This is a genomic window from Rhizobium sp. BK399, assembly GCF_014194695.1.
Taxonomy (GTDB): Bacteria; Pseudomonadota; Alphaproteobacteria; order Rhizobiales; family Rhizobiaceae; genus Rhizobium.
The window spans coordinates 639,747-666,659 of record NZ_JACIAH010000001.1 but is presented as its reverse complement, the minus strand read 5'-3'; the positions used below and the strand labels follow the sequence as shown (position 1 = coordinate 666,659).

Here is a 26,913-nt window from a genome sequence, read left to right as displayed (position 1 = left end):
CGACCTAGATCCAGCCAATCAATCCCTTGTCGCGATCGATCTTCAGGATGCGGTCTTGTGGGATCTCACCTTCGGCAGCCTCGTCCTTTGGCAAGCCGGCAATCGTCCTGAAAAGACTGCGTATGACGCCGCCGTGTGTCACGCAAACCGTTGGTTTGTCGACGGAACTCAACCAGGATGCAACGCGCCACGACATGATTTCGTAGCTTTCCGCATCATCTCCCGGCGGAATGAAATCCCATTTGTTGAGATTGCGCTCGGTGACGCGGTCCCGGGCCGTCGCTTTCAATTCCTTGATCGTGAAGCCTTCCCAATCGCCAAAGGAAACCTCGACCAGTCGCTCGTCGGTCCGATAGGATTTCGATGGAAGACCCATTGCCTCACGCATGATCTCCATCGTGGCGCGGGTGCGTGCGAGCGGGCTTGCGACGAAATCGAAGGGGATTGCCTCGACCTTGAGGATTTCTGCGAGGTCAATGCCGTTCTGCCAGGCCTGCGCCCTGCCGATCGCATTGAGCGGAATATCCTTCTGCCCTTGCAGGCGACGCTCGGCGTTCCAGTCTGTCTGGCCGTGTCTGACGACGTAGATAAGCAAAGATCGGCTCCGTTGGGCGCGCAACCCCTCAACCGCTGTCGCGAAGAAGGGGTCGCGAGCACGACGCAGCAAAGGAGTGCGATCAGTCCTTTATGACGGAAATGTCGGGCGCGTCTACCGCCTTCATGCCGATGACGTGGTATCCGCTGTCGGCGTGATGGACTTCGCCGGTAACTGAACGCGAGAGGTCGGAGAGCAGGTACAGGCCGACATCACCAACTTCTTCGATCGTTACTGTACGACGCAGCGGTGCATTGTATTCGTTCCACTTCAGGATGTAGCGGAAGTCACCAATGCCAGAGGCGGCAAGTGTCTTGATCGGTCCGGCAGAAACGGCGTTGACGCGAATGTTCTTCGGTCCGAGATCAACCGCCAGGTACTTCACGCTCGCTTCCAATGCCGCCTTGGCAACGCCCATGACGTTGTAGTTCGGCATGACCTTTTCGGCGCCATAGTAGGTCAGCGTCAGCATCGAGCCGCCGTCCGTCATCAGCTTCTCGGCGCGACGCGCGACCGAGGTGAAGGAATAGACGGAGATCTGCATTGTCTTGTTGAAGTTGTCAGCCGAGGTGTCGACATAACGGCCGGTCAGCTCGTCCTTGTCCGAAAAGCCGATCGCGTGAACGATGAAGTCGATCTTGCCCCACAGCTTTTCCACGTGGTCGAAGACAGCGTCGATGGTTGACTCGTCGCTGACATCGCAATGTCCGGCAAGAACGCCATTTACTTCGGCAACCAATGGTTCAACGCGCTTCTTCAGTGCGTCGCCCTGGTAAGTAAAGGCAATTTCGCCGCCCTGTGCATGAATAGCCTTGGCAATACCCCACGCAATCGAACGATTGTTGGCAACGCCCATGATGACGCCGCGCTTGCCTGACATGAGGCCTGTTGCCTGAGCCATATTTCGCCCCCTAAGGAATTCTGATCGGTCCTGCCTATGGCATAGGCTGCTAATCGGTTCAAGATTGGCAGCAATCATCAACTGTTAGGGATCGTAACAAAGGGTGCGCGTGTCACCAAAATTTCACAAAAACAGCCCGTTCTTCATGCTGCGCATCAAATCGGTGACTTTGTCGTCAGGTTTTTCCCACAACATAATGCGCAGCTCGACCACGAGATCAGCCCTGCCGCCGTCGGCGTTCGCGAGGCCTTGACCAGGGATTCGGATCGTCCTGTCAGAGCCCGACCACGCGGGAACCGTGACGTTGATGGGGCCATTGGGCCCCTCGATCCGCGCCTCGGTTCCGAGCACGGCATTTTCGATCGTCACCGGCAGTACTGTGTGCAGGTCGAAGCCATTGACCGTGAAGTTGTCGTCGGGGGCAATGTGGATGTTGATGACAGCATCGCCGCGCTGCATCCCGGCGAGCTTGTGGCCCTGACCTTTCAGGCGCACCTGATGGCCTTCCGTCGTCCCGGCGGTCAGCGCAAATCCGCCATCGCGGCCTTCACCGAGATCGACGGTCACCCAGCTCCCTTTGATAACCTCATCGACTGTGACGGTCTTCGTTACGAACTGGTCCGGCGCCTTTTCGGGCGCAACTGTGCCGCCGCCGGTAAAGCGGCGAACGAGCGACGTCAGCAAGCTCAGCGGCTGCATGGAGACAGAGGCCTGAGCGGCGGCCTCATCGGCAGCTTGCTGTTCAGCCTCGGCCCTGCCGGCATCCGTATGTTTGTCTGCGGTTGCAGCCTCCGGTTCAGGCCGCCTTGGAGCGCCGGTGGAAAAACCTTGGGCTCGGCCGCCACCGGACGCAGCGCGTGCCTGCGTGCCGAAGATGCGCTCGATCACTTCTTCCGGCGGCTCCGCCGTGCCTGTCTTTTGCTGCTTGGAAGCGTCCGCGGCAGCCTTCTGCGCCGCGGCGCGCGCAAGTTCTTCCATCACGCGCTCGGCATTGGCCTGGGCCGCCTTGGCGCGAACGGCGGCTTCGCGAGCCGCCTGCCGTTGCTGCATGATCGTGCCTTCCTTGGCTTTGGCCTCGGCCATGCGGGCGGCATTGTCAAAGAGGCTCCGTTTCTTTGGATCCTTCAATGTCTCATAGGCGCGGCCGATTTCCGCGAAGCGAGCGCTCGCCGTCGGGTCGCCCTGATTGTGATCAGGGTGAACCGCCTTGGCCATATTGCGCCAGGCTGCTTTGATTTCGTCCTGCCCCGCGTCGCGCTTGACGCCCAAAATCTTATAAGGATCGCGCATGTCCCAAACCGCCGGTGTTCCGATGCGGTGTGCCTGCCCTTGCCCTGGCACCCCGAAGCCTCTCGTTCGGCGCCCGAGCTCATCCTGAGGATAAACCTGGCGCACATGAGGAACGATTGTCAGGAAAAGATGCTAATCAGTTCTTATCCGACGTGGCGGGTATCTCGCTTTTGCGCCGAATGGTTAGCCTTTTGCTAAACATCAAAAGAGGCGAAAGCATGCGTCACCTGGTACTCAGCTTTCCGGCTGGAAACTCAGGAGCTGCCAGTTGCCGCCGCCGACCAAGCAGGTCTTGCCATAGAATTTTGCAATTCCGACATAGGAGTGGCGCGTCGTACGGAACTGGCGGCAAACGTGGCCGGAATCGGTATTCTCGACGATTGTGTCGATCACGCCGGCGCTGCCGGTCGAAGCGTTCGCCCAGGGAAGGGGACGTCCCTCTAGTCTCTGGATGTCGGCCGATGTCACGGCGTTGCCGACCGTCATCTCGTCGGAAATCGAGTCACTCGTCGGCGCGGGCTGCGGCACGGTGCCCGTCGCAACCGAACGATCGACCTTCGAGCTGCTGAAGAGATCAAGGCCGCTGGACACGCAACCGGAAAGGGAGAGCACCGCCGTGCCGACAACGCAGAAGGCCGCACTGCGACGCAGCAGACCCTTTGTATGACGATCTGACTTTGCTATGACTTCCACCCTGCGTCCTGTCCGGTAGCTAAAAGCTGGGCAAACTTCGAATAAACCCGGGGCATTTGAGCTAATATGTCGGCAAATGAGTTAATAAGCGGTGACTTCACCGAGCGAAACGAACCGTTCGATCTTTTTGCCGAGTGGCTGAAGGAAGCGGAGGCTTCCGAGATCAATGACCCGAATGCGGTAGCACTTGCGACGGTCGATGAGGACGGCCTTCCCAATGTCCGCATGGTTCTCCTTAAGGGATTCGATCACGAGGGCTTTGTCTTCTACACGAATTTCGAGAGCCAGAAAGGCCAGGAAATCCTCGGGCAGAAAAAAGCGGCCATGTGCTTCCACTGGAAAACGCTGCGCCGGCAGGTTCGCTTGCGGGGGCCCGTGGAAATCGTGAGCGATGAAGAAGCAGATGCTTACTTCAAGACGCGGGCTCGCGGCAGCCGGATCGGTGCCTGGGCATCGAAGCAGTCACGGCCGTTGGAAAGCCGATTCGCGCTCGAGAAAGCTGTGGCGGAATATACCGCCCGCTACGCGATCGGCGAGATTCCGCGTCCGGCGCATTGGTCCGGCTTCCGGATTCGGCCGGTGTCGATCGAGTTCTGGAAGGACCAGAAGTTCCGCCTCCACGATCGCATCGAGTTTCGCCGGGCCTCGCCGGAAGAGAACTGGACGAAGGTTCGGATGTATCCCTGATCAACAGGATGTTCACACCTTGCTTGATGCAAACCGCAAAGGGATGCCGGAAGCAAGGCCGGAAACATGGCGTACGTTCTGATAGAGGCCGTTGACCGATAGCCTCGGCAGATGGGTGATGTGGCCGATCGAGCGCGGGGTGACGACGCCGGGCTGTGTCGTCACGGCAATATCGAAGCCCACCTCGCGTGCGATCGCCGCCTGCCTCTGTGTGACCGCCTGGCGCGTGCCATAGGGATAGGCGAAGCAGCCCGGTCGGGCGCCTGCGATCGCAGCCACATAGTCGCGCGAGGTTTCCATCTCGTCGCGAACCTCCTGGTCGGAAAGGCGGGACATCGCCCTGTGGCTGATCGTATGCGCGCCAAGGGAAGCGAGGGGACTGGCTTCCAGCAAATTGAGCTCCGCCGGGGTCATGACGAGATCGTCAACGATCTCGTGCGGATCGATCTCGTGCATCCGCGCCATGGCATCGATGGCTGCCACCACGGCGCTTTCGTCATGGCGATGAAGATGGCTCGCGAAACGCGCAAACGCATGCTCCTTCGAGGCAACCGTCGCGATATCAAATATCTCGTGGCCGTTGCCGAAATCGAAGCCGAACCTTTCCTCCTTGCGCAAAAGCGCCGCAAGTGTCTCCCACCAGATCGTATGGGTGCGTTCGGAAAGCCCTTTGGCGACGAAGATAGTGAAGGGCGCGTTGTGTCTCTCGAAGATAGGCAAGGCATAGACAAGATTGTTGCGGTAACCGTCATCGAGCGTGAAGGCCGCGAAAGGTTGGCTTGACGCGGACTGCGACAGCAACGCGGGAACTTCGTCAAGCGCCACGAACCGATAGCCGTCGCGCTTGAGGCGATCGAGGACCAGATCGAGGAATTCGGGTGTGATCTCCAGATGCGCATTGGGAGCGAACGCGGTGGCTTCCTGGGGGCGGACATGGTGGAGCGTGAAGATCGCGCCGCGCCCGCGGGCGCTTCGCATCACGCCGGCCGCACGCAGGAGGTTGGCAGCCTCAAGCGCACCGGTGATGGCAATTCGCCTTGCAAGCTTTTTCGCGCTGCCCGTCATCTCACTGGCTGCTGACCCGTTTCTGGAACGGCAAAACTAGCAAGCCCGGGGTTAAGTCTTGCTGAATGAAGATTTTTGAGTGTCCTCTTTACGGGATTTTCACTATGAAGGATAAAACTTGACAAAAATGGTACCAGTTGTCGCAAAGTCGCTCCAGATTGGCTGCTTCTGTAGCGGAACGGGACAAATCCGAATGGCGCCGGCTATTCGTTCATCAAGGGGAAATGCATGAATAAGCTGTTGGCCGCGATTATAGCCGCGACGCTCGTCGTTGCGGCGCCGTTGACGGCGATGGCAGGCAGTGCCTCCCTCATCCTGGATGCCCGAACCGGCAAGGTGCTCAGCGCCGAGAATGCCGACGTACTGAACCATCCCGCGTCGCTGACGAAGATGATGACCATCTATATGGCCTTCGAGGCGATCAAGCGCGGCAAGATCAGCTGGAACACGCCGCTTGTCATGTCGAAATACGCCGCCTCGCGGCCGCCGACAAAGCTCGGTGTTCGGCCCGGCGATTCCATTACCGTCCAAGAAGCAATCCTTGGCATGATCACCAAGTCTGCCAACGATGCTGCCGCGGCCATGGCCGAGAAGCTTGGCGGTTCCGAAAGCAACTTTGCCGCCATGATGACGCAGAAGGCACGGCAGCTCGGCATGACCCGCACGGCTTTCTACAATGCGTCTGGCCTTCCGGATGGCCGCCAGGTTACGACGGCGCGAGACATGTCCACGCTTGCCGTGGCCCTCATGCGGAATTTCCCCGGCGAGTATCGTCTGTTCTCGACGGCCAGCTTTACCTTCCGCGGACGCACGATCCGCGGCCACAACAACCTGATGTACCGCTATCAGGGCATGGACGGCATCAAGACCGGTTACACCAACGCGTCTGGTTTCAATCTGGTCAGCGCTGTCAGGGACGGAGACCGCCGCGTCGTCGGCGTCGTGCTCGGCGGCCGCACGGCCCGCAGCCGCGACGCCAAGATGGCCGGCCTGCTCGACAAGTATCTCGGTCGGTCGCCGGGCGGCGCGAATATGGTCGCAACCACCAACTCGCGCCAGCCAGTGGAAGTTGCCTCCGCGGCAGATGACGGCGGTATGCCGACCCCAGGCACCGCACCGCGCAAGAGTGAACTCTCGCCGAAGGCGCTCGGATTTCTCAGCGATGCGACGGTTCCAATGGAGCGTCCGTTTGACGCCGCCGATCCCAGCAAAGCTGGCAAGCCTGCCGCGAAGTCTGCCGCTGCGCCGACGGCAGCCGGCGACTGGCAGATCCAGATCTCGGCTGCATCGAGTGACGATGCGGCGCGCGCCCTGCTTGCCCAGGCCAAGGCCGAGGGCGGCGCTGCCTTGAAAATGGCCTCGCCCTATACCGAGGCTGTCGGCAATGGCGCGAACAAGATCTATCGTGCTCGCTTCGTCGGCTTCCATAGCCGCGAGGCGGCTACTTCAGCCTGCGATGCCCTGAAGCAGCGCTCCTACGACTGCATGCTGCTGCCCGATCACGGCTGAGGCTTCTGGACTTTCCAGCAGAATCAAGGTTCTCCTTTGTAAACAAAAGGAGAACATCATGCTGAATGATCTCGCCGAAAAATTCGAGCGTTCCTCTCGGGCCTACGCCGACGCAAACCACATCGAGCGGGATGCCGACTGGTTTCTGCTGAAGCTGCAGGAGGAAATGGGGGAACTCACCCAGGCCTGGAACCGCGTCAGCGGCAGAGGACGCCGGAAGGGGAGGTCAGACGAGGAATTGGCCCGCGATCTTGCCGATGAGGCGGCGGATGTGCTCGGCCACATTCTTCTTTTTGCACACAGGAACAGGCTGGATCTCTCTGCCGCGATCAAGCGCAAGTGGCTTTTCCAGGCTGAATAGACTTCAAACCGCGCCGATCTTGCGCCGATAGAATTTCGTGTCCAGGCCCATCAGCGGAAACGATCGCGGAAGCTCGCCTTTCGAAATCTCGATGAAACCGTTCTTTTCATAAAAGCGGTGCGCGGCGAGGAACTTGTCCGTCGTGCCAAGGAAGATATCCTTGACCTGCTGAGCCTCGGCATGTGCTATCAGTTCCGCAAGGAGCCGGGCCGCGACGCCATGCTCACGGCCGCGCACGCCAGCCGAAACGAACATCTTGCGCAGCGCCGCCTGACTGTTACCGATGTCCTTCAGCCCAATCGTGCCGACAATCTTGCCGCTGCGAGCTGCGACCCAGAACTGTCCCTTTCCCGACTGATAGAAATCGGAAATCACAGCCAGATCCGGTTGGTCGTCAGCTGTGATGGAGAAGCCGAATTCCTCGCGCTGAATCGGCAGGATTACCGAGAAAACGCCATCGATGTCGCCAGCAGCGAAGGGTCTGATCTCGATTTCGCTCATTGCGGTTCCCGTTCTCGGCTAGGCCTTCGTGCCGCCGACGGTGATCTGATCCATCCTAAGATGCGGTTGGCCGACGCCGACCGGAACCCACTGGCCGCCCTTGCCGCAATTGCCGATGCCGGTGTCGAGCTTCATGTCGTTGCCGACCATCGAAACACGCTTCATCGCGTCGGGTCCGTTGCCGATCAGCATCGCGCCCTTGATCGGTGCGCCGATCTTGCCGTTGTCGATCAGATAGGCCTCCGTGCAGCCGAACACGAACTTGCCTGAGGTTATGTCGACCTGGCCGCCGCCGAACGAGACCGCATAGATGCCCTTTTTGACCGACGAGATGATTTCCTCCGGCGTCTTGTCGCCGCCGAGCATGTAGGTGTTGGTCATCCGAGGCATCGGAACATGCGCATAGCCCTGCCGGCGTCCGTTGCCCGTCGGTGCCATGCCCATCAGGCGGGCATTCTGCCGGTCCTGCATGTAGCCGACGAGCTTGCCGTTTTCGATCAGCACGTTGTAGGCGGACGGCGTGCCCTCGTCGTCGATCGTGATCGAGCCGCGCCGGTTGTCGATCGTGCCGTCGTCGACGACAGTCACGCCGGGTGCCGCGACCATCTGGCCGAGAAGACCGGCAAAGGCTGACGTCTTCTTTCGGTTGAAATCGCCTTCGAGCCCATGACCGACCGCTTCGTGTAGCATGACGCCCGGCCAGCCGGAGCCGAGCACGACGTCCATGGTGCCCGCCGGCGCCTCGATCGCCTCCAAATTCACCAGTGCTTGCCGTAAGGCCTCGTCGGCGCCGTAGTGCCAGTTGTCTTCGGCAATGAAGTCGCCAAAGCCGATGCGGCCACCGGTGCCGTAGGAACCGCTTTCCTGACGATCGCCTTCGCCCGCAATGACCGAGATGTTGATGCGCGTCATCGGCCGTATGTCGCGAACGCGGTGACCGTCGGCCCGCAGGATGTCGACGACCTGCCAGCTGGCAGCGATCGATGCGGTGACCTGACGCACCTTGGGGTCCTTGCCGCGCAGATAGGCGTCGATGTCCTGCAGCACCTTGACCTTCTCCTCGAAGCTCGGCGTGCCGATTGGGTTGTCGTCGGAGTAGAGTTTCTTGTTGGTCCGCTGCGGAGCCGCCGCATAGCTCCCGGAATGACCGCGTGTGACTGCGCCGACAGCATCGGCCGCGCGCTTCAGGGCTGCCACCGAAAGGTCGCCCGCATGCGCGTACCCGACGGCTTCGCCGGCAACCGCGCGCAGGCCAAAACCCTGCTCGGTGTTGAAGCTGCCGCCTTTCAAGCGCCCGTTATCGAACATCAGCGACTCTGCCTGAGCATGTTCGATGTAGAGCTCCCCGTCGTCCGCGCCAGAAAGCGCTTCGGCAACGAGCGAACGCATCTTCGCTTCGTCGGCATCGAAAAGCGTTAGGAGATCCGTATTCATGTCTTTTGCTCCGCTGAAGCAGGAATGCTTTCAGCCGATGTAGGTCCGGGGGACGGTTCGAGCAAGCCCGAAAATCAAGACGATCAGGGGAGGGCGTCGTAGCCTTCGGCAAAGCCCTTGAGATCAACGGGGATGCCGATCCCTTCCTCGGGCGTCTGGAAGACGATGAACGTGGCGCTCGCGCCGCTGCGGAAGGTCTTCAGCAGTTCGTCTTCAAGAACAACCTCTGCATAGCAGCCATCTGCAAAGCAGCGGACGAAATAGGCGCGGCCGATATCCTTGCCGTCGACATTGAGGCCAAGGCCGTTCGGCAGCAGGACGCCGAGAGGCGCCAGAACGCGCAGTATCTTCGACTTGCGGTCAGCGGTCTTCAGCACAACAACGGAAAGACCGACTTCCGGCCGGTCTTCGGCGATCACGTTCTGCATCAGCGCGCACTGCTCAGCCGAGGCGCCGGCGGGCTTGTCGCACACGACAGACCATGCGCCGTGGTTCGACTTCACGGTGCCGGGCGCCTGCGGCTGTGTCTGCCCAGGCTGTGCCTGCGACGTCGGCGGCGTTGGCGCTGGCTGCCCCGGCGCGGGTTGCTGCTGGGCGAAGGCGGGAGCAGTCGCTGCGGCCGCAATGCACGCTGTCAGCACGAAGGGCCGTGCGAGGGAACGGAAACCCATGAAAACCTCTGCAATTCGAATCAGTGCCGCTAAGTTGGGGCGCGCCACCAAAAATGAAAAGCCCCACCCGCTGAAAAGCCGGGGACTACGGCGGAAATGGGACGTTTATCCGAGAATGTTTGTGCGACGGCACGGGCAACGACCGATATTTCACTGATTGCAACGAAAAAGATGAAATGTTTCGTTATGCTTGGGGCAATCTGTTTGAAAGCGAAAATGCCGCACGAACAAACGCTTTGGGCTGTTGCGATCAATGGCAAACTGTGGTTTGAAGCGCTGAGATGGCAAGGATTCTGTGCGTGATTTTGCGCAGATCAGCGCTCGAGGGAGATTTTAAGGTGATTAAGAAGGCTTATGCAGCTCTGACCGCGCTGGTCTGTCTGCTTTTTGCTTCCGGCAGTTATGCCGACCAACCGATGCCGTGGCAGGCGACATTGCAGCCGGCAGCCACGCCGATCATGCGGGACATTCATTGGTTCGAACAATATACCCTGTGGTTTATCGTTCCGATCACGCTCTTCGTTCTGGTCCTTCTTATCGTCGTCTGTCTCAAGTTCCGCGCCGGCGCAAATCCGGTGCCGTCCAAGACGAGCCACAATACGATGATTGAAGTTGCCTGGACCGTGGGACCGGTCCTCGTGCTTCTCTTCCTCGCTGTGCCTTCGTTCAACCTCTTGACCGCCCAGCTGACCCTGCCGGAAAATCCTGACGTCACCATCAAGGCGACCGCGACGCAGTGGCAGTGGAACTACGAATATGAAGGCTCGGGCGAAAACCCGCTCGCTTTCGATTCCTTCCTGCTTAAGGATGCCGACCGCGCAGCCGCCGGCAAGGAAGACAAGGCGATCTATCCGCGCCTGCTGACTGTCGACAACGAGCTTGTTCTGCCCGTCAACAAGACCGTCCGCGTTCTCGTGACCGCTGCCCCGACCGACGTTATTCACGCATTCGCCATGCCGTCCTTCGGCGTCAAGATCGACGCCGTTCCGGGTCGCCTGAACGAAACCTGGTTCCGCGCCGAGCGTGAAGGCCTGTTCTACGGTCAGTGCTCCGAACTCTGCGGCAAGGATCATGCGTTCATGCCGATCGCCATCCGCGTTGTTTCCGAGGACAAGTACAAGCAGTGGCTCGCCGGTGCCGCGACCGACTTGCCGGGCGCGTACAAGACACTCATGGCCGCAACCGATGGTGCCGCAAGCACCGTCAACGTTGCCGAAAACGTGGCTAAGTAAGGAAGAGGGAACGGGACATGGCTGGACCTTCCGCACACGACGATCATCACTCGCATGATCACTCTCATGGCGCGCACGCCCATGACGACCACCACGATCACTCGCACAAGCCGAGCTTCGTCAATCGCTGGTTCTTTTCGACGAACCACAAGGACATCGGCACGCTTTACCTGATCTTCGCGATCATTGCCGGCATCATCGGCGGCGCGCTCTCCGTTGCCATGCGCATGGAGTTGCAGGAGCCTGGCATCCAGATCTTCCACGGTCTGGCATCGATGGTCTACGGCTATGAAGGCGACGCCGCCATCGACGGCGCCAAGCAGATGTTCAACATGTTCACCACCGCTCACGCGCTGATCATGATCTTCTTCATGGTCATGCCGGCGATGATCGGCGGTTTTGCCAACTGGATGGTGCCGATCATGATCGGTGCGCCTGACATGGCGTTCCCGCGTCTGAACAACATCTCCTTCTGGCTGATCGTTCCGGCCTTCCTTCTGCTGATCCTGTCGATGTTCGTTGAAGGTCCTGCCGGTGCTTATGGCGCAGGCGGCGGCTGGACGATGTACCCGCCGCTCTCGAGCTCGGGTACGCCGGGTCCTGCCGTCGACCTTGCGATCTTTGCGCTCCACATTGCCGGTGCGTCCTCGATCCTCGGTGCGATCAACTTCATCACCACAATCCTGAACATGCGCGCTCCGGGCATGACGCTGCACAAGATGCCGCTGTTTGCCTGGTCGGTCCTGATCACCGCCTTCCTGCTTCTGCTGTCGCTCCCGGTTCTCGCCGGCGCCATCACCATGATGCTGACCGACCGCAACTTCGGCACCTCCTTCTTCGTGCCTGAGGGCGGCGGCGACCCGATCCTTTACCAGCATCTGTTCTGGTTCTTCGGTCACCCAGAAGTCTACATCCTGATCCTGCCCGGCTTCGGCATCGTCAGCCACATCATCTCGACCTTCTCGCGGAAGCCTGTTTTCGGCTACCTCGGCATGGCCTACGCCATGGTTGCGATCGGTGCCGTCGGCTTCGTCGTCTGGGCGCACCACATGTACACGGTCGGCCTGTCGCTCGACGCGCAGCGCTACTTCGTGTTCGCCACGATGGTCATCGCCGTTCCGACGGGCGTGAAGATCTTCTCCTGGATCGCGACGATGTGGGGTGGCTCGATCAGCTTCCGCACGCCGATGGTCTGGGCGATCGGCTTCATCTTCCTGTTCACCGTCGGTGGCGTCACGGGCGTCCAGCTCGCCAACGCCGGCCTCGACCGCTCGCTGCATGACACCTACTACGTTGTGGCTCACTTCCACTACGTTCTATCGCTCGGCGCCGTGTTCGCCATCTTCGCTGCCTGGTACTACTGGTTCCCGAAGATGACCGGCTACATGTACAACGAGTTCCTCGGCACGCTGCACTTCTGGGTCATGTTCATCGGAGTTAACCTGGTGTTCTTCCCGCAGCACTTCCTTGGCCTCGCGGGCATGCCGCGCCGCTACATCGACTACCCGGATGCATTCGCCGGCTGGAACTACGTTTCCTCGGTCGGCTCCTACATCTCCGCCGTCGGTGTGTTGATCTTCCTGGTTGGCGTCTTCGAAGCCTTCGCAAAGAAGCGCGTTGCCGGTGACAATCCGTGGGGTGAGGGTGCAACGACGCTCGAATGGCAGTTGTCTTCGCCGCCTCCGTATCACCAGTGGGAACAGCTCCCGCGCATCAAGTAAGATGCGAGAAATTGCGACCGCCGCGTGTTACAGTGCGGCGGTCGGCTTACAAGTTTGCAGGACAAGAGAATGACAGTAATCGGCAATCGCAAGGCTCTGGCGCACGACGGCGAGTTCCGCCTGTCGGAAGCGAGTGCGCGCGATTATTTCGAGCTTTTGAAACCGCGCGTCATGTCGCTCGTGGTCTTCACGGCATTTGCCGGTCTGGTTCTGGCTCCGGGGCACATCAATCCGGTCCTCGGCCTCATCGCCATCCTTTGCATAGCCATCGGCGCCGGCGCTTCCGGCGCGCTGAATATGTGGTACGACGCCGATATCGATGCGATCATGACCCGCACCGCCAAGCGTCCGATCCCGGCCGGCCGGATCGCGCCACGGGAAGCGTTGGCATTCGGTCTGGTGCTCTCCTGTTTTTCGGTGATTATCCTCGGGCTCGCCGTCAATTGGCTCGCAGCCTCGATCCTCGCCTTCACGATTTTCTTCTACGCCGTGATCTATACGATGTGGCTGAAGCGCTCGACGCCGCAGAACATTGTCATCGGCGGTGCCGCCGGCGCCTTTCCGCCGATGATCGGCTGGGCCTGCGTGACCGGTACCGTCACGATTGAAAGCTTTGTTCTGTTCATGATCATCTTCCTCTGGACGCCGGCCCACTTCTGGGCGTTGGCGCTGTTCAAGATGAAGGACTATGAGGCGGTCGGCGTCCCGATGCTGCCCAATGTCTCGGGCGAGCGCACGACCAAGCATCAGATTGTTGCCTATGCGGTGCTGACGGCGGTGTGCGGCGTGTTGCCGACGGCGCTCGGCTTTGCGAGCCTCGGCTACGGCGTGGTCGCCGCAGCCCTCGGCGCAATCTTTATCTACTGTTCCATCGCCGTCTGGCGGATGCCGGACGGCGATGAGAAGATGATCCCGGCGAAGAAGCTCTTCGGCTTCTCGATCCTGTATCTTTTCGCGATTTTCTCCGCCCTGATGTTCGACCGGCTCGCCGCCGTGCTCGTTTCTCACATGGGAGGTATTCTCTAATGGACGTCGTCAAGCTTACAGAGGCGCAGCGCAAGTCGCGCCGCAACCGCAACGTTGCGCTCGGTCTGGTTTTGGCCGGCCTCGTCGTGCTTTTTTACGCGATTACGATCGTTAAGTTTACGGGGCACGCGTGAGATGAGCGGGATGCCGAGCACGCCGCGAAAGCCACGCAACAACGGCGCTGTCGTTTTCATGTGCCTTGCCTTCGTCTTCGGCATGGGCGCTGCGAGCTATGCGGCGGTTCCGCTCTACCGGATGTTCTGCCAGCTGACTGGCTATAACGGCACGACGCAACGCGTCGAGCAGGCTTCCAGCGTGATCCTCGACCGCAAGATGCGCGTGACCTTCGACGCCAATGTGGCGCCGGGTCTTGACTGGGAGTTCAAGCCGGTCGAGCGCGAGGTCAACCCGCGCATCGGCGAAACCATTCAGGTGAATTTCACCGCGGTGAACAAGTCGAACGAGCCGCAGCGCGGTCAGGCTGTATTCAACGTGACACCTGGCGAGGCGGGCGTCTATTTCAACAAGGTGCAGTGCTTCTGCTTCAACGAGACCGTTCTGAAACCGGGCGAAAAGCTCGAGATGCCTGTCGTTTTCTATATCGATCCTGATATTACCAAGGCTGTGGAATCGAAGGATATCCACACCGTTACCTTGTCCTATACGTTCTATCCGAAAGAGGGTCCGAAGCCGGTGGCTTCGAATGAGGGTGGAACGGTAAAGCTTGAAAAGAAACTTTGATTGAGGTCCGTTTCCGGCTATGCCGGAGCGGAGAGGAAGAGATCCGGGGATAGCTTACATGGCTGATGCTCATCAGAAACATCACGACTACCACATCATTGACCCGAGCCCGTGGCCGATCCTGGCTTCGATCGGCGCGTTCATCATCACGTTCGGCGGCGTCGGCTTCATGCGCTACCTCAACGGCGGGTCGCTGCATCTCCTCGGCATCGAATGGGCTCATCCGTGGCTGTTCTTCATCGGCCTTGCGATCATTCTCTACGTCATGTTCGGCTGGTGGTCTGACACCGTGAAGGAAGCACACGAGGGCGCCCATACCCGCGTCGTCTCGCTGCACCTTCGCTACGGCATGATCATGTTCATCGCTTCCGAAGTGATGTTCTTCGTCGCCTGGTTTTGGGCTTACTTCGACGCAAGCCTCTTCCCGAATGAAGCAATCCAGGCTTCGCGCGTGGCCTTCACCGGTGGCCAGTGGCCGCCGAAGGGCATCGAAGTCCTCGACCCCTGGCACCTGCCGATCTATAACACTGTGATCCTGCTATTGTCCGGCACGGCCGTTACTTGGGCGCATCACGCGCTGCTGCACAACGACCGCAGAGGCCTGATCCAGGGCCTGACGCTCACCGTTCTGCTCGGTATCTTGTTCTCCTCGGTGCAGGCGTTTGAATACGTACATGCGCCGTTTGCCTTCAAGAACTCGATCTACGGGGCGACCTTCTTCATGGCGACCGGCTTCCACGGCTTCCACGTTCTGGTCGGCACGATCTTCCTGTTGGTCTGCCTGTTGCGTGCGATCCGCGGCGATTTCACGCCGAAGCAGCATTTCGGCTTCGAAGCGGCGGCCTGGTACTGGCACTTCGTCGACGTCGTCTGGCTCTTCCTGTTCTTCTGCATCTACGTCTGGGGCGGCTGGGGCGCTCCGCTGGCTGCTGGCTGAGCCGAGGCCATGAATTGAAAAAGGGCGGGTGCCACGGCACCCGCCCTTTTTGTTTTACTGATCACCGCATGGCGGCGATGCGCTCGAATGCTGAGGGTTCGGGAATGCCGAGATCCAGGCGGTGCCGGATCGCTTCGGCACATTCCAGCGGCGTCAGCACCGACGTGTCCACTTCAAGATCGTAGATGCCGGGGATATGAACCTGTTCCTGCCAGAGCTGGACCGGATGGGGGACGGCCTCATCGTCGGTTGCGGTGACGTACAGAGAGTGACGACCTGGCACTGGGATGTTCCGCCTTTTCATGATGACCTTGATCGGACACCTCACCCCGACGAAAAGCACTGGCAATCCCTCAAGCCGGCGCGCGCAATCGGCGAGAATACCGAGCGGCTGAGAGTAGCTGTCGTGATGGCCGAGGTCGGCCACGACATTGAGGCCGAGCCCAGCATGGATCGCGATCGACTCGTAGAGTGCCGCATAGAAAAACGGAATCATCTCCTCGAGGTCCGGGCGTTCTCCGCCCGGGCGCAGTCCGATTCCCGGCAGGTAGCGTTCCGCGGTCATCGAGTTGTAGGTGTCGACGCCAAAGTTCATCCAGGGGCCGTCGAAATGCTCCTGGATCGCGTTGGCGATCGACGATTTTCCACTGCGCGGGGCGCCGTTCAGAATGACGATCTGTCCGGCCGAGCTGTCGTATGTCATCAGTTTTCTTCTTCTGTTTGGCGCGAATCGCTGAGGCGAAAGAGCGCAGGTATTTCCCTTCCCTCTGTGATTACTTTATGGGTGAGTTATGGCGGAGCGAGCGGTTGGCCATAGGCCATTGGAAGGATGCATGAACGAAGACAGCGCACATTTTCCCCCGGTCGATCCTGTGAAGACAGGCATCAGGGGATGCTGCCCACGCTGCGGCCAGGGAAAGCTCTTCAACGGCCTGCTGGCGCTGCAACCGCGCTGCTCGGCCTGTGGCCTCGACTACGCCTTTGCCGATGCCGGCGACGGCCCTGCGGTATTCGTCATTTTGATCGTCGGCTTCATTATCATCGGCTCGGTGCTGTGGCTTGAGGTCAATTACGCGCCACCGATCTGGCTGCACATTCTGCTGTTCGGTCCTCTCACCATTGTTCTCTCCCTGCTGGCTCTGCGCTGGTGCAAGGGAATCCTGATCGCGATGCAGTATCGCCATAACGCCAGTGAAGGGCGCATTTCCCGTGACTGAATTTTATGTTTCGGCGCCAAGCCGAAAGCGGTCGGTACTCACCGGCATCGCTCTGCTTGTCGCGCTTGCCATCCTCCTGTCGCTCGGCACCTGGCAGGTCGAACGGCTGCACTGGAAGGAAAAGTTACTCGCCGATATCACCGAGCGCCGGCAGGCGCCGCCGGCATCGCTTGCCGATATCGAAGGCATCGCTGCAAAGGGCGACGATATCGATTATCGCCACATGACGGCCAGCGGCGAATACGTCAACAGCAAGGAGCGGCACTTCTTTGCCACCTGGCATGGCCAGACGGGCTTCTACGTCTACACCCCCCTGCAGCTTGCCGATGGCCGCTATCTCTTCGTCAACAGAGGCTTCGTTCCTTATGACAACAAGGAGCCGGAAATGCGCATGCAGGGCCAGCTCACCGATCAGCAAACGGTGACCGGCCTTGCTCGTGCAAAACTTCCGGGCAAGCCGTCCTGGGTGGTGCCTGATAATGATGTCGCCAAGAATATCTTCTACTGGAAGGACCTCGACGTGATGGCGTCGAGCGTCGGGCTCGACAAGGCCGAGGTGGTTCCGTTCTTCCTGGATGCGGACGATACCCCCAATCCGAAGGGGCTGCCGATCGGCGGGGTCACCGATGTCGATCTGCCCAACAACCACCTGCAGTATGCCTTCACCTGGTATGGGCTTGCGGCAACGCTTGTCATCATCGCCGTGATCGCCCGTTTCCGTAAGCGGGGTCCGGCGCAATAGTATCGCTTCAATTCCTGCCTATATTGGGCTAGACAGCGCTATCCCTACGAACCGGAACAGACATGAATATTGCGGCGAAACCTCCCTTGACGATCAGGCTCTGCGGACCGCGCGGCTTTTGCGCCGGCGTCGACCGCGCCATCCAGATCGTCGTCCTGGCGCTGAAATCCTACGGTGCGCCGGTCTATGTCCGCCATGAAATCGTTCACAACAGGTATGTGGTCGAAGGCCTGGAAGCCAAGGGCGCTGTCTTCGTCGAAGAGCTCGACGAGATCCCGAAAGAGCATCGCGCCCAGCCGGTTGTCTTCTCGGCGCACGGCGTGCCGAAGTCCGTGCCTGAGGATGCGAGCGCCCGCAATCTCTTCTATCTCGATGCAACATGCCCGCTGGTCTCCAAGGTGCACAAGCAGGCGATGCGCCACAACAAGCTCGGTCGCCATGTCGTCCTGATCGGCCACGCGGGCCACCCCGAAGTGATCGGCACGATGGGCCAGCTGCCGGAGGGCTCGGTATCCCTGATCGAGACGGTCGAGGATGCCGACGTCTATCAGCCGGCCGATCCTGACAATCTCGGCTACGTGACGCAGACGACGCTCTCGGTGGACGACACGGCGGGCGTGATCACGCGCCTGCACGAGCGCTTTCCCAATCTGACGGCACCTGCCGCCGACTCGATCTGCTACGCCACGACGAACCGCCAGGAAGTGGTGAAGCAGGCAGCCCCCGGCTGTGATCTCTTCATCATCGTCGGCGCTCCGAACTCGTCGAACTCCAAGCGGCTGGTCGAGGTCGCGCTGCGGGCAGGGGCGAAGAAGTCGCTCCTGGTGCAACGCGCCTCGGAGCTCGATTGGGATGACATCGGCACGATCTCGACGCTTGGCCTGTCAGCCGGCGCGTCGGCGCCCGAAGTCATCGTCAACGAGATCATCGAGGCCTTCCGTGCGCGCTTCGACGCCAAGGTCGAGCTTGCCGAGACGGTTCAGGAAAACGAGCATTTCCTCGTCAACCGCGAACTGCGCAACATCGAGTTGACGCATGAGGATATGGCGTGGGTGAATGGGTAAGGCGCCTCCCGTGATGCGGGAGTAATCGTCGAGGGGACGATTACAGCGCCAGTCACCGCCCGGTCCGGGCGGTGGTCTAACTGATCAAACATTTTCGCGGGACGTAAATTGGCAGTCTATACCGATATTTCCGAAGACGATTTGAAGTGGTTCCTGACGGAGTACGATGCCGGTACGCTGCTGTCCTACAAGGGCATCGCTGAAGGTGTCGAGAACTCGAACTTCCTGCTGCACACCACCAAGGATCCGTTGATCCTCACGCTATACGAGAAGCGCGTCGAAAAGAACGACCTGCCGTTCTTCCTGGGGCTGATGCAGCATCTGGCGGCCCGCGGTCTCTCCTGCCCGCTTCCCCTGCCGCGAAAGGACGGGGCCTTGCTCGGCACGCTGTCCGATCGCCCGGCAGCGCTGATCTCGTTCCTGGAAGGCATGTGGCTGCGTAAGCCGGAGGCCAAGCATTGCCGCGAGGTCGGCAAGGCCCTTGCCAAGATGCATGTCGCCGGCGAAGGCTTCGAGCTGAAGCGTCCCAATGCGCTGTCCGTCGATGGCTGGAAAGTGCTCTGGGAGAAGTCCGAGGCGCGCGCGGACGAGGTGGAGAAGGGACTTCAGAACGAGATCCGCACCGAGCTCGACTTCCTCTCCGCCCATTGGCCGAAGGACCTGCCGGACGGTGTCATCCACGCCGACCTCTTCCCCGATAACGTCTTCTTCCTTGGCGACGACCTGTCGGGCCTGATCGACTTCTATTTCGCCTGCAACGACCTGCTTGCCTATGACGTCTCGATCATCCTCAATGCCTGGTGCTTCGAGAAGGACGGCGCCTACAACATTACCAAGGGTATGGCGATGCTGGAGGGCTACCAGAGTGTGCGGCCGCTGAGCGATGCCGAACTGGCAGCACTTCCGATCCTCTCGCGGGGTTCGGCGCTGCGCTTCTTCCTGACGCGCCTCTACGACTGGCTGACGACGCCCGAGGGCGCGCTGGTCACCAAGAAGGATCCGCTCGAATATCTGCGCAAGCTGCGCTTCCACCGGCAGATCGGCTCAGCCGCCGAATATGGGCTCGTGGCATGAAGCACGTCGATATCTTCACGGACGGCGCCTGTTCCGGCAATCCCGGCCCCGGCGGCTGGGGCGCGGTGCTGCGCTACGGCGAGGTGGAAAAGGAACTGTCTGGCGGCGAGGCAGACACCACCAACAATCGCATGGAACTGCTGGCGGCGATTTCGGCGCTGACGGCACTGAAAAGCCCGTGCGAAGTCGATCTCCATACCGACAGCAAATATGTCATGGACGGAATCTCGAAATGGATCTTCGGTTGGAAGAAAAACGGCTGGAAGACCGCTGACAAGAAGCCGGTGAAGAACGGCGAGCTCTGGCAGGCGCTCGATGCCGCGAACCAGCGCCACAAGGTCAAGTGGCACTGGGTCAAGGGCCACGCCGGCCATCCGGAAAACGAGCGAGCCGACGAGCTTGCGCGCAAGGGCATGGAGCCGTTCAAGAAGCGGTAGCGGTCCACCCAAACCGCGTAAAAACAGCCACAAGAAACGCTTGCCTGAATCAATGCAGCAAGCGCTTGAATCACAGCATGAGGAGAGTTGTGGTGCGTGTGATCTCGCTGAACGCCTGGGGCGGCAAGCTCTATGAGCCGCTGATCCGGTATCTTCGCGATGCCGATCCTGATGTTCTCTGCCTGCAGGAAGTGACCCGCTCGGTCGGCGTCACCTCGGACTGGCTGGAGTACCGCGACGGCAGCCACATCCTGCCGCAGCGCGCCAACCTCTTCGACGAGATCAAGGCGATCCTTCCCCACCACGACGCCTTCTTCGCGCCGACGGCGCGCGGTACGCTCTTCGATGGCGAACAACAGCTCTCGTCCGAATTCGGCCTCGCCACGTTCGTGCGCAACAGCTATCCAGTCGTCGGTCATGCGATGGATTTCGTGCACGGCGATTTTTCCGGCGACGGCTACGGCGAACATCCGCGCCCACGCAACGCCCATTGCATCAGGCTCTTCGACTATAGCGCCAATCGACCTATCACCATCGTCCAGCTGCACGGCTTGCGCGACCTTGCCGGCAAGGGCGACACGGCGGCGCGTGGCGGGCAGGCGGACGCGTTGGTTGCTCTCATCCACCGCATCTGGCGCGAGGGCGAGCCACTGGTCGTGTGCGGTGATTTCAACGTGGTCCCCGGAAGCGTCATGTTCGCAGCGCTCGCCGAATTGGGCTTGACCGACCTCGTGACCTCGCGCGGCCACACGGATACGCGAACCTCGCACTACGCCAAGGAAGGCCGCTATGCCGACTACTTGCTGGTCACCGCAAACATAGACGTCGTGGCGTTCGACGTCGTTGAGCAGCCCGAGGTCTCCGACCATCGGGCGCTGTTGCTGGAGATCGCATGAGAGTTACGGATGGCGCAGCGGTGCAAGATGCACCCGCTGCGCCGAGCCTAGGGAGGCCTTTACCTAAGCCGCCTTGGCGACTTCGCCATGCGGGTCGAGGACAAACTTCGTCGCCGCGCCATGGTCGAAGCTCTCGTAGCCTTGTACCGCCTCTTCGAGCGGAATGACCTTGGCGTTGACGATATCGGCGATCGGCAGGCGGTCATGGAGGATCGCCTGCATGAGCTGGCGGTTGTACTTCAGAACTGGTGTCTGGCCCGTATGGAACGACTGCGCCTTCGCCCAGCCCAGGCCGAAGCGCAGCGCCAGGTTGCCATGCTTGGCAGCATTGTCGACGGCTCCTGGGTCCTCGGTCACGTAGAGGCCCGGAATGCCGATCGAGCCCGCCGCGCGGGTGATTTCCATCATCTGGTTCAGAACGATCGCCGGCTGCTCGCCGCCTGAATGGCCGCGTGCCTCGAAGCCGACGGCGTCGATGGCGCTGTCCACTTCGTTGCTGCCGGTCACCTGAGCGATCATCTCGCCGAGCCGGTCGCTCTTCGACAGGTCGATCGGCTCGAAGCCGACCTTGGCGGCATGGGCAAGGCGATCCTTGTTGAAGTCGCCGATCATCACGACCGCAGCGCCGAGGATGCGGGCGGATGCAGCCGCGGCAAGCCCGACCGGACCGGCACCGGCGACATAGACCGTCGACCCGACACCGACGCCGGCGCGCACCGCACCGTGGAAGCCTGTCGGCAGGATGTCGGAAAGCATGGTCAGATCGCGGATCTTTTCCATGGCGCGATCGCGGTCCGGGAATTTCAGGAGGTTGAAATCGGCATAGGGAATGGTCACGTAGCGGGCCTGCCCACCGATCCAGCCGCCCATGTCGACATAGCCGTAGGCGCCGCCGGCGCGCGACGGGTTGACCGTCAGGCAGACGCCTGTGTCCTGCGACTTGCAGCAGCGGCAGCGGCCGCAGGCGACGTTGAACGGCACGGAGACGAGGTCGCCAATCTGCAGCATCTCGACGTCAACGCCCTTCTCGATCACCTCGCCGGTGATTTCGTGGCCGAGAACGAGGCCGGGCATGGCGGTGGTGCGGCCGCGAACCATATGCTGGTCCGATCCGCAGATATTGGTGGAGATCACTTTCAGGATGACGCCGTGCTCGATCTTGCGGCCATCGGGTGCTTCAAGCTTCGGATCGTCGATATCGTGGATTTCGACCTTGCCGGGCCGCATGTAGACGACGCCTCGGTTCTTGCTCATTTCCATCTCCTCCGTTGAAAATGCTGCCTCGTGCAGGGCTCCTCTCCCCACGCGCAGGATACCGACAGATTAGACGAGAATGTAGGACGCGCCGTTCCGTTTACGACGGTTTACGGCGTCGAATTGGTCGCGTCTCGCATACCGGCCCTTACCGAAGCCATTCAGATGGGGATGTCTACAGAACGGCACGTCCTTGTCACTTGCCCCTGCGACGTTTCTCCTTATGCTCGCCTGAAAATGGAATCCGGGAGGTCAACACATGATCCTGCACTGCGTGCTGATGCGGCTGAAGGCAGCCATGACAGGGGAAGAAAAGCAGTCCTTGTTTGACGCGATCGTCGCATTGAAGCAGGTGATTCCCGGCATCATCGACATCAAGTACGGCCCGAATGTCTCGCCGGAGGGGCTTCATGCGGGCTACGTCGATGGCTTTGCTGTCACCTTCGAAAGCGCGGAAGCACGCGATGGATACCTTGTGCATCCCGAGCACGTTGGCGTCGGCGAGCGTATTGTCTCCTCAACGGATGGCGGCTTGGGTGGCCTGATCGTCTTCGATCTCAATTATTGAGGCCGAGCCGCGCCGTTGCGCGGCCCAGCCGTTGTCGTCAGCTCGCTTTCCCCATCGCCGCCACGAGCTGGTCGACGTTGTAGCGGAACATCTTCTCGTAGCTCGAGGCCGGCCCCTTGGTGTCGGAAAGAGCCTCGACATAGAGCTCGCCGCCGGGTTCTGCCCCTGTCGCCTCTGCGATCTGCCTGACGAGGCGAGGATCGTTGGAGTTCTCGAAGAAATAGGTCTTCACGTGCTCGGCCTTGATCTGTTCGATCAGCTTGGCGACCTCCGCGGCGGAAGCTTCGCTCTCTGTCGAGACGCCGATCGGGGCTAGGAACTTCACGCCATACTCACGACCGAAGTAGCCGAATGCGTCGTGGCTCGTCAGCACCTTGCGATGGTCCTCGGGGATTTTGGCAAGCTCCGAGAGCGCGTAAGCATCGAGCCCGTCAAGCGTCTTGATGTACCTCTCGGCATTGGTCTTGAACGCCGCAGCATCGGCCGGCGCGACCTTCGCAAGCGCCTCTTCGATGTTGGCGACCCAGATCTTGACGTTGACGGGGCTGTTCCAGACATGCGGATCGGTGACCGTCTGCCCGTCCTCGTCCATGGTCCGGAACGTTATCCCTTCCGAGACGACGACCGGCTTGCCCTTGTAGCCTGAGGCGCTAATGAGGCGGTCCATCCAACCCTCGAGCCCTTCACCGCTGACGAAGGCGACCTGCGCCGCATTGAGGTTCCTTGCGTCGCTTGGCGACGGTTCGAACTCATGGGGATCGCCGTTCGGGCCGACAAGGCTCGTGACCGTTACGCGATCACCGCCGACCTGGCGGACGACGTCGGCAAGCACGGTGAAGGAGGCCACCACCTTGAGGGTCGCGGCAGAGGCCGAGCTCGTCGAAAGCGCCACCAGCGCCGGGATCATCACTGAGAAAAGCAGTCTGCGGGAAATCATCGGAAGGCTCCGGTTGTCAGCCCTTAAGATGCGGGCGAGGGAAATACCGCCGGGCGAGACCCGACGGGGCGAGAAAGATCGAGAAGCCGTAGAGCAGCGCCGCCGTCATGATGATCGTCGGTCCGGAGGCGAGCTCGAGATGGTAGGAGGCGACGAGCCCGAGATATCCGGAGGCAGTGGCGCTCGTGGCCGCGATCGCCATCATCGATGGGAGGCTGCGAGACCATAGCTGTGCAATGGCCGCCGGCAGCATCATCAGACCGACCGCCATCAACGTGCCCAAGGCCTGGAAACTGGCGACCAGATTGAGCACCACCAACAGCAAAAAGATGAAGTGATAGATCGGTCCGCGCCCGCCGATGGCCCTGAGGAAGCCGGGATCGAAACATTCCGCCACGAGCGGCCGGTAGATGATCGCGAGCGTCGCCAGCGTTGCTGTGCTGATCGCGCCGATCTCATAAAGGGCCCGAGCATCGATCGCGAGGATGGTGCCGAAGAGAACGTGCAACAGGTCGATATTGGAACCGCGCAACGAAACGATGAGCACGCCGAGCGCCAACGAGGAGAGATAGAAGCTGGCGAAGCTCGCATCCTCCTGCAGCGAGGTCGCGCGGCTGACGATGCCGGAGAGGAGCGCCACCGACAGCCCGGCAATCAGCCCCCCGAGGCCCATCGCCGTCAACGACAGCGAACCGGCGATCAGGTATCCGATGGCGGCGCCGGGCAGGACGGCGTGGCTCATCGCATCGCCGACGAGGCTCATCCGCCGCAGCATCAGGAAGACGCCGATCGGCCCGGAACCAAGACCGAGGCACAGGCAGGCGACAAGGGCGCGGCGCATGAAGCCGTAGTCGGCAAACGGCGCAAGAAGAAAATCGTAGGCGGTCATCTGGCAGGCTCGCAAACGCCGGCGCTCTCGTCCCAGCGTTCGGCCATCACCCGCGCCGTCGTCAGGTTTGCCGTGGTCATGACATCAGCGGTTGCCCCCCAGCCAATGACTTCGCGCGCAAGCAGAAGTGTTTGCGGAAAGTGGGCGCGGACCTGCTCGAAATCATGGAGGACAGCAAGCACCGTTCGCCCTTCGCTATGCCAGCCGGCGACGATATCCAGAAGTTCCCGCGTCGTGCGGCCATCGATGGCCGTGAACGGCTCGTCGAGGAGTATGACGCTCGCGTCCTGCAGTAGCAGCCGGGCAAAGAGCACGCGTTGAAATTGACCGGCTGAGAGGGAGCCGATACCGCGCCGATCAAAGCCTTCCATCCCCACCACGGCCAGCGCGTCGCGCGCTCTCTGCCGCTCAGGCGATGCGATCTGTGCGAAGGCTCCAGCCTGCCGCCAGGATCCGAGAAGAACCGTGTCGAGCACGGAGATCGGAAAGCGGCGGTTGATATCGGCTGCCTGTGGCAGGTAGCCGAAATCCGTCCGCTTCAGTCGGTGCCTTATCGTGCCGGAGGAGGGGCGGAGTTCGCCGATGACCGCTTTCAGCAGGCTGGATTTTCCGGCGCCGTTTGGACCGGTGATCGCCGTCAGGCTGCCGGCCGCAATGGTTCCTGAAAGATGATGGACCGCGGGATGCCGCTCATAGGCGACCGTCAGATCGTCAAGCTCGATCGCAACGTCGCTCATGGCAGCAACGTCGCCCAGCGGATTGCTGCCCAGAGTGGGATTCCAATTAAGGCGACATAAAAGACGCGCCGGCCGCCGGAGAGCGCCATCAGGCCCAGAGAATCTTGAAACTTCGAGAAATGCATACCGCACCAAATGTAATAACATTACCGTTATGTTATAACAAATGAGGCAAAAAAATGGCACGTCGCGAGGTTTTATAAGGAAACAAAAAAGCGGCCGCATGGGCCGCTCTTAGAAGGTCGGTGTTGGGGGAGCCTTACAGTTGCTCCAGCATGGTCGCAGCGCCGGAAACGGTGGCCTGCCCCGGATTCTCTTCGACGTTCAGCGATCTCACGACGCCGTCTTCGACGAGCATCGAATAACGCTTCGAGCGGACGCCGAGACCGCCGGCCGAAAGGTCGGCGTCGAGGCCGAGCGCTTTGGTGAAGCCGGCATCCCAGTCCGCAAGGAAGTGAATCTTGCCCATGCCGCCGGAGGATTGTGCCCAGGCGCCCATCACGTGCCAATCGTTGACGGCGATGACGGCGATGTCATCGACGCCCTTAGCAAGGATCGAGTCGCGGTTCTCTAGATAGCCCGGCAGGTGGTTCAGCGAGCAGGTAGGCGTGAAGGCGCCGGGGACTGCAAAGAGAACGACGCGCTTGCCCTTGAAGAGCTGCTCTGTCGAAATTTCGACCGGACCGTCAGACGTCTTTTCCTTGAAGGTGGCTGCTGGAAGCTTATCGCCGATTGCGATGGTCATGGCCATCTCTCCTTGTCATGTATGGCGGCGCAAATACCGCGATTTGCGCGCGACTATAGAACTCGACTACTCAAAGGCAAGCGGTGTCTCGATGGCACGCGAACCGTCGATGACAAGCGCGCTCCATGTCTTTCCGTGAATGTCGTATGCCTTGGGAAGCTTGCCCACGGAAAGCGTCGTCGTGAAGCTTTGGCCGTCGCGGTGAGTTGCCGTCTGCTTGGTAAAGACGTGCCCGCTCGGGCCTGCGACGATCACCTCAGGGGCGGTCTCGCCGCTCTCCGGCAGTGTCACGGTGAGGGAAAGCTCCTTCATGTCGGGCGACAGCCTATGGTCGCTCACGTTGAATTCGGAGGAGGCGGCTTCCGGCAAGGCGGCCTCGGCATCCCGAAGGATTTTTTCCTCTTCGGGGCGTGAACGGGCCGATGGTTCGAAGGTTAGCGACAGCTCCGCCTGAAACGGGATGCATATTTCCTTGCAGATGCCGATGAAGGCGGTTGCCTTGAGTTCATGGAGTGCCGGGTCTTTCGCCGTCAGCTGCAACGGGAAGGTGACCGAGGTGTCGTAGGCGACCTCATCGACCTTGTCGTCGACGATATGCTTGGGAGTCGGAAAGCTCATCTTGTCGAGCGAAATGCCTTCAGAAGAAAAACCGACTTGAGGCGGGATGCCGCTATTGCCGGGTTCTCGCCAATACGTGATCCAGCCGGGCTTCGGTTCGATCTGCAGTCCGGCGCGAATGCTTCCGTGTGCATCGGGGGGAAGCGCGATCAGCCGCATCCGCCCACCCTCATTGTCGGCCCAGGCGCTCATCTCCGCCCGGGCGGGCTGAGAAAGTTGCAGCATCACGACGAGCAGACCGAAAGCGGAACAGAATTGGCAAGTGGCGCGTGAAATAGTTTGCATGCATCAATGATCTATTGAAATTCGCCATGCTCGGCTAGAACTCGCCATCATTTAAGTTTTCATTTTCAGTTGATTGATCTGTGACA

The 26,913-nt window shown here is 60.6% G+C and carries 31 protein-coding genes; 16 read left to right on the top strand and 15 right to left on the bottom strand.

Going from position 1 to position 26,913, the window contains the following annotated elements; translation table 11 throughout:
- Positions 1 to 4: 4 nt before the first annotated feature.
- From FHT97_RS03380 to FHT97_RS03365, 4 genes are all read right to left on the bottom strand, one after another.
- Positions 5 to 595, bottom strand: a complete 591-nt coding sequence (locus FHT97_RS03380) for a histidine phosphatase family protein (protein WP_183859910.1) — start codon at positions 593 to 595, stop codon at positions 5 to 7.
- A gap of 82 nt (positions 596 to 677) precedes the next feature.
- Positions 678 to 1,496 carry an enoyl-ACP reductase FabI gene (gene fabI / locus FHT97_RS03375; protein WP_016552994.1) on the bottom strand — a complete coding sequence of 273 codons (819 nt, stop codon included), beginning with the start codon at positions 1,494 to 1,496 and terminating at the stop codon, positions 678 to 680.
- A gap of 123 nt (positions 1,497 to 1,619) precedes the next feature.
- A complete protein-coding gene (locus FHT97_RS03370; protein ID WP_183859908.1) occupies positions 1,620 to 2,786 on the bottom strand; it encodes a DnaJ C-terminal domain-containing protein in 1,167 nt (388 codons plus the stop codon).
- 234 nt (positions 2,787 to 3,020) lie between these two features.
- A complete protein-coding gene (locus FHT97_RS03365; protein WP_016552996.1) occupies positions 3,021 to 3,479 on the bottom strand; it encodes an RT0821/Lpp0805 family surface protein in 459 nt (152 codons plus the stop codon).
- Between the two features lie 66 nt (positions 3,480 to 3,545).
- On the opposite strand from FHT97_RS03365, the gene pdxH reads away from it, so the two are divergent.
- Positions 3,546 to 4,166: a pyridoxamine 5'-phosphate oxidase gene (pdxH, locus tag FHT97_RS03360; protein WP_183859906.1), complete on the top strand. Its 621-nt coding sequence runs from the start codon at positions 3,546 to 3,548 to the stop codon at positions 4,164 to 4,166.
- A gap of 12 nt (positions 4,167 to 4,178) precedes the next feature.
- On the opposite strand, the gene FHT97_RS03355 is transcribed toward pdxH, so the two are convergent.
- On the bottom strand, positions 4,179 to 5,231 hold the full coding sequence (locus FHT97_RS03355; RefSeq protein ID WP_183859904.1) for a polysaccharide deacetylase family protein: 1,053 nt from the start codon (positions 5,229 to 5,231) through the stop codon (positions 4,179 to 4,181).
- Between the two features lie 228 nt (positions 5,232 to 5,459).
- Between FHT97_RS03355 and FHT97_RS03350 the strand changes: the two genes are divergently transcribed.
- The gene (locus FHT97_RS03350; protein ID WP_183859902.1) at positions 5,460 to 6,740 is read left to right on the top strand and encodes a D-alanyl-D-alanine carboxypeptidase family protein; all 1,281 of its coding nucleotides are present in this window, start codon (positions 5,460 to 5,462) and stop codon (positions 6,738 to 6,740) included.
- Positions 6,741 to 6,798: 58 nt separating this feature from the next.
- Positions 6,799 to 7,101, top strand: coding sequence for a pyrophosphatase (locus tag FHT97_RS03345; protein ID WP_183859900.1), 303 nt, complete (start codon positions 6,799 to 6,801; stop codon positions 7,099 to 7,101).
- A 3-nt stretch (positions 7,102 to 7,104) separates the two neighbouring features.
- On the opposite strand, the gene FHT97_RS03340 is transcribed toward FHT97_RS03345, so the two are convergent.
- From FHT97_RS03340 to FHT97_RS03330, 3 genes are all read right to left on the bottom strand, one after another.
- Positions 7,105 to 7,602 carry a GNAT family N-acetyltransferase gene (locus FHT97_RS03340; RefSeq protein WP_183859898.1) on the bottom strand — a complete coding sequence of 166 codons (498 nt, stop codon included), beginning with the start codon at positions 7,600 to 7,602 and terminating at the stop codon, positions 7,105 to 7,107.
- A gap of 18 nt (positions 7,603 to 7,620) precedes the next feature.
- Complete coding sequence (gene tldD, locus FHT97_RS03335) at positions 7,621 to 9,036, bottom strand: metalloprotease TldD (protein WP_183859896.1); 1,416 nt, start codon at positions 9,034 to 9,036, stop codon at positions 7,621 to 7,623.
- Positions 9,037 to 9,119: 83 nt separating this feature from the next.
- Entirely contained in the window at positions 9,120 to 9,707 is a 588-nt protein-coding gene (locus FHT97_RS03330; protein WP_016553003.1) for an invasion associated locus B family protein, read from the bottom strand.
- A 338-nt stretch (positions 9,708 to 10,045) separates the two neighbouring features.
- Between FHT97_RS03330 and coxB the strand changes: the two genes are divergently transcribed.
- The 6 genes from coxB (at position 10,046) to FHT97_RS03305 (ending at position 15,364) form a co-directional block, all read left to right on the top strand.
- Complete coding sequence (coxB, locus tag FHT97_RS03325) at positions 10,046 to 10,939, top strand: cytochrome c oxidase subunit II (RefSeq protein WP_183859894.1); 894 nt, start codon at positions 10,046 to 10,048, stop codon at positions 10,937 to 10,939.
- Between the two features lie 17 nt (positions 10,940 to 10,956).
- Complete coding sequence (gene ctaD, locus FHT97_RS03320) at positions 10,957 to 12,660, top strand: cytochrome c oxidase subunit I (RefSeq protein WP_016553005.1); 1,704 nt, start codon at positions 10,957 to 10,959, stop codon at positions 12,658 to 12,660.
- A 69-nt stretch (positions 12,661 to 12,729) separates the two neighbouring features.
- On the top strand, positions 12,730 to 13,686 hold the full coding sequence (locus FHT97_RS03315; protein WP_183752256.1) for a heme o synthase: 957 nt from the start codon (positions 12,730 to 12,732) through the stop codon (positions 13,684 to 13,686).
- The gene (locus tag FHT97_RS31400) at positions 13,686 to 13,820 is read left to right on the top strand and encodes a hypothetical protein (protein ID WP_259126687.1); all 135 of its coding nucleotides are present in this window, start codon (positions 13,686 to 13,688) and stop codon (positions 13,818 to 13,820) included. Before FHT97_RS03315 ends, FHT97_RS31400 begins: the two co-directional genes overlap by 1 nt.
- A 1-nt stretch (position 13,821) precedes the next feature.
- The gene (locus tag FHT97_RS03310; protein WP_040673970.1) at positions 13,822 to 14,427 is read left to right on the top strand and encodes a cytochrome c oxidase assembly protein; all 606 of its coding nucleotides are present in this window, start codon (positions 13,822 to 13,824) and stop codon (positions 14,425 to 14,427) included.
- Between the two features lie 58 nt (positions 14,428 to 14,485).
- Positions 14,486 to 15,364, top strand: coding sequence for a cytochrome c oxidase subunit 3 (locus FHT97_RS03305; RefSeq protein ID WP_114711812.1), 879 nt, complete (start codon positions 14,486 to 14,488; stop codon positions 15,362 to 15,364).
- Between the two features lie 61 nt (positions 15,365 to 15,425).
- Here FHT97_RS03305 and FHT97_RS03300 read toward each other — a convergent pair whose 3' ends face one another.
- The gene (locus FHT97_RS03300) at positions 15,426 to 16,067 is read right to left on the bottom strand and encodes a chloramphenicol phosphotransferase (protein WP_183752254.1); all 642 of its coding nucleotides are present in this window, start codon (positions 16,065 to 16,067) and stop codon (positions 15,426 to 15,428) included.
- Positions 16,068 to 16,197: 130 nt separating this feature from the next.
- Here FHT97_RS03300 and FHT97_RS03295 point away from each other — a divergent pair, with 130 nt between their 5' ends.
- The 6 genes from FHT97_RS03295 to FHT97_RS03270 all read left to right on the top strand — a co-directional run bounded on the left by FHT97_RS03295 (position 16,198) and on the right by FHT97_RS03270 (position 20,794).
- Entirely contained in the window at positions 16,198 to 16,581 is a 384-nt protein-coding gene (locus FHT97_RS03295) for a DUF983 domain-containing protein (RefSeq protein ID WP_183752252.1), read from the top strand.
- The gene (locus tag FHT97_RS03290; RefSeq protein ID WP_183859892.1) at positions 16,574 to 17,323 is read left to right on the top strand and encodes an SURF1 family protein; all 750 of its coding nucleotides are present in this window, start codon (positions 16,574 to 16,576) and stop codon (positions 17,321 to 17,323) included. Before FHT97_RS03295 ends, FHT97_RS03290 begins: the two co-directional genes overlap by 8 nt.
- A gap of 62 nt (positions 17,324 to 17,385) precedes the next feature.
- Complete coding sequence (gene ispH / locus FHT97_RS03285) at positions 17,386 to 18,387, top strand: 4-hydroxy-3-methylbut-2-enyl diphosphate reductase (protein ID WP_183859890.1); 1,002 nt, start codon at positions 17,386 to 17,388, stop codon at positions 18,385 to 18,387.
- A 108-nt stretch (positions 18,388 to 18,495) separates the two neighbouring features.
- Positions 18,496 to 19,461: a homoserine kinase gene (locus FHT97_RS03280; protein ID WP_183859888.1), complete on the top strand. Its 966-nt coding sequence runs from the start codon at positions 18,496 to 18,498 to the stop codon at positions 19,459 to 19,461.
- Positions 19,458 to 19,898 carry a ribonuclease HI gene (rnhA, locus tag FHT97_RS03275; protein ID WP_183859886.1) on the top strand — a complete coding sequence of 147 codons (441 nt, stop codon included), beginning with the start codon at positions 19,458 to 19,460 and terminating at the stop codon, positions 19,896 to 19,898. The genes FHT97_RS03280 and rnhA overlap by 4 nt, the downstream gene beginning before the upstream one ends.
- Before the next feature lie 92 nt (positions 19,899 to 19,990).
- The gene (locus FHT97_RS03270; RefSeq protein WP_183859884.1) at positions 19,991 to 20,794 is read left to right on the top strand and encodes an endonuclease/exonuclease/phosphatase family protein; all 804 of its coding nucleotides are present in this window, start codon (positions 19,991 to 19,993) and stop codon (positions 20,792 to 20,794) included.
- A 63-nt stretch (positions 20,795 to 20,857) separates the two neighbouring features.
- Here FHT97_RS03270 and fdhA read toward each other — a convergent pair whose 3' ends face one another.
- Entirely contained in the window at positions 20,858 to 22,048 is a 1,191-nt protein-coding gene (gene fdhA, locus FHT97_RS03265) for a formaldehyde dehydrogenase, glutathione-independent (RefSeq protein ID WP_183859882.1), read from the bottom strand.
- A 259-nt stretch (positions 22,049 to 22,307) separates the two neighbouring features.
- On the opposite strand from fdhA, the gene FHT97_RS03260 reads away from it, so the two are divergent.
- Positions 22,308 to 22,616 (top strand): Dabb family protein, encoded by a 309-nt coding sequence (locus tag FHT97_RS03260; RefSeq protein WP_183752238.1) that lies wholly within the window; start codon positions 22,308 to 22,310, stop codon positions 22,614 to 22,616.
- A gap of 37 nt (positions 22,617 to 22,653) precedes the next feature.
- Here the strand turns inward: FHT97_RS03260 and FHT97_RS03255 are convergent, their stop codons facing one another.
- From FHT97_RS03255 to FHT97_RS03235, 5 genes are all read right to left on the bottom strand, one after another.
- Positions 22,654 to 23,553: a zinc ABC transporter substrate-binding protein gene (locus tag FHT97_RS03255; protein WP_183859880.1), complete on the bottom strand. Its 900-nt coding sequence runs from the start codon at positions 23,551 to 23,553 to the stop codon at positions 22,654 to 22,656.
- 16 nt (positions 23,554 to 23,569) lie between these two features.
- Entirely contained in the window at positions 23,570 to 24,442 is an 873-nt protein-coding gene (locus FHT97_RS03250; protein WP_183859878.1) for a metal ABC transporter permease, read from the bottom strand.
- The gene (locus FHT97_RS03245) at positions 24,439 to 25,179 is read right to left on the bottom strand and encodes an ABC transporter ATP-binding protein (protein ID WP_183859876.1); all 741 of its coding nucleotides are present in this window, start codon (positions 25,177 to 25,179) and stop codon (positions 24,439 to 24,441) included. The genes FHT97_RS03250 and FHT97_RS03245 overlap by 4 nt, the downstream gene beginning before the upstream one ends.
- Before the next feature lie 259 nt (positions 25,180 to 25,438).
- The gene (locus tag FHT97_RS03240) at positions 25,439 to 25,924 is read right to left on the bottom strand and encodes a peroxiredoxin (protein ID WP_183859874.1); all 486 of its coding nucleotides are present in this window, start codon (positions 25,922 to 25,924) and stop codon (positions 25,439 to 25,441) included.
- Positions 25,925 to 25,990: 66 nt separating this feature from the next.
- Positions 25,991 to 26,827 carry a protein-disulfide reductase DsbD domain-containing protein gene (locus FHT97_RS03235; RefSeq protein WP_246712548.1) on the bottom strand — a complete coding sequence of 279 codons (837 nt, stop codon included), beginning with the start codon at positions 26,825 to 26,827 and terminating at the stop codon, positions 25,991 to 25,993.
- Between the last annotated feature and the right edge of the window lie 86 nt (positions 26,828 to 26,913).

Excerpts from the sequence above, each read along its gene's own strand:
- fabI (WP_016552994.1), bottom strand. The coding sequence starts at position 1,496 with ATGGCTCAGGCAACAGGCCTCATGTCAGGCAAGCGCGGCGTCATCATG.
- FHT97_RS03370 (WP_183859908.1), bottom strand. The coding sequence starts at position 2,786 with ATGCGCGATCCTTATAAGATTTTGGGCGTCAAGCGCGACGCGGGGCAG.
- pdxH (WP_183859906.1), top strand. The coding sequence starts at position 3,546 with ATGTCGGCAAATGAGTTAATAAGCGGTGACTTCACCGAGCGAAACGAA.
- FHT97_RS03355 (WP_183859904.1), bottom strand. The coding sequence starts at position 5,231 with ATGACGGGCAGCGCGAAAAAGCTTGCAAGGCGAATTGCCATCACCGGT.
- FHT97_RS03350 (WP_183859902.1), top strand. The coding sequence starts at position 5,460 with ATGAATAAGCTGTTGGCCGCGATTATAGCCGCGACGCTCGTCGTTGCG.
- FHT97_RS03345 (WP_183859900.1), top strand. The coding sequence starts at position 6,799 with ATGCTGAATGATCTCGCCGAAAAATTCGAGCGTTCCTCTCGGGCCTAC.
- FHT97_RS03340 (WP_183859898.1), bottom strand. The coding sequence starts at position 7,602 with ATGAGCGAAATCGAGATCAGACCCTTCGCTGCTGGCGACATCGATGGC.
- tldD (WP_183859896.1), bottom strand. The coding sequence starts at position 9,036 with ATGAATACGGATCTCCTAACGCTTTTCGATGCCGACGAAGCGAAGATG.
- FHT97_RS03330 (WP_016553003.1), bottom strand. The coding sequence starts at position 9,707 with ATGGGTTTCCGTTCCCTCGCACGGCCCTTCGTGCTGACAGCGTGCATT.
- ctaD (WP_016553005.1), top strand. The coding sequence starts at position 10,957 with ATGGCTGGACCTTCCGCACACGACGATCATCACTCGCATGATCACTCT.
- FHT97_RS03315 (WP_183752256.1), top strand. The coding sequence starts at position 12,730 with ATGACAGTAATCGGCAATCGCAAGGCTCTGGCGCACGACGGCGAGTTC.
- FHT97_RS31400 (WP_259126687.1), top strand. The coding sequence starts at position 13,686 with ATGGACGTCGTCAAGCTTACAGAGGCGCAGCGCAAGTCGCGCCGCAAC.
- FHT97_RS03310 (WP_040673970.1), top strand. The coding sequence starts at position 13,822 with ATGAGCGGGATGCCGAGCACGCCGCGAAAGCCACGCAACAACGGCGCT.
- FHT97_RS03305 (WP_114711812.1), top strand. The coding sequence starts at position 14,486 with ATGGCTGATGCTCATCAGAAACATCACGACTACCACATCATTGACCCG.
- FHT97_RS03300 (WP_183752254.1), bottom strand. The coding sequence starts at position 16,067 with ATGACATACGACAGCTCGGCCGGACAGATCGTCATTCTGAACGGCGCC.
- FHT97_RS03295 (WP_183752252.1), top strand. The coding sequence starts at position 16,198 with ATGAACGAAGACAGCGCACATTTTCCCCCGGTCGATCCTGTGAAGACA.
- ispH (WP_183859890.1), top strand. The coding sequence starts at position 17,386 with ATGAATATTGCGGCGAAACCTCCCTTGACGATCAGGCTCTGCGGACCG.
- rnhA (WP_183859886.1), top strand. The coding sequence starts at position 19,458 with ATGAAGCACGTCGATATCTTCACGGACGGCGCCTGTTCCGGCAATCCC.
- fdhA (WP_183859882.1), bottom strand. The coding sequence starts at position 22,048 with ATGAGCAAGAACCGAGGCGTCGTCTACATGCGGCCCGGCAAGGTCGAA.
- FHT97_RS03260 (WP_183752238.1), top strand. The coding sequence starts at position 22,308 with ATGATCCTGCACTGCGTGCTGATGCGGCTGAAGGCAGCCATGACAGGG.
- FHT97_RS03255 (WP_183859880.1), bottom strand. The coding sequence starts at position 23,553 with ATGATTTCCCGCAGACTGCTTTTCTCAGTGATGATCCCGGCGCTGGTG.
- FHT97_RS03250 (WP_183859878.1), bottom strand. The coding sequence starts at position 24,442 with ATGACCGCCTACGATTTTCTTCTTGCGCCGTTTGCCGACTACGGCTTC.
- FHT97_RS03245 (WP_183859876.1), bottom strand. The coding sequence starts at position 25,179 with ATGAGCGACGTTGCGATCGAGCTTGACGATCTGACGGTCGCCTATGAG.
- FHT97_RS03240 (WP_183859874.1), bottom strand. The coding sequence starts at position 25,924 with ATGACCATCGCAATCGGCGATAAGCTTCCAGCAGCCACCTTCAAGGAA.
- FHT97_RS03235 (WP_246712548.1), bottom strand. The coding sequence starts at position 26,827 with ATGCAAACTATTTCACGCGCCACTTGCCAATTCTGTTCCGCTTTCGGT.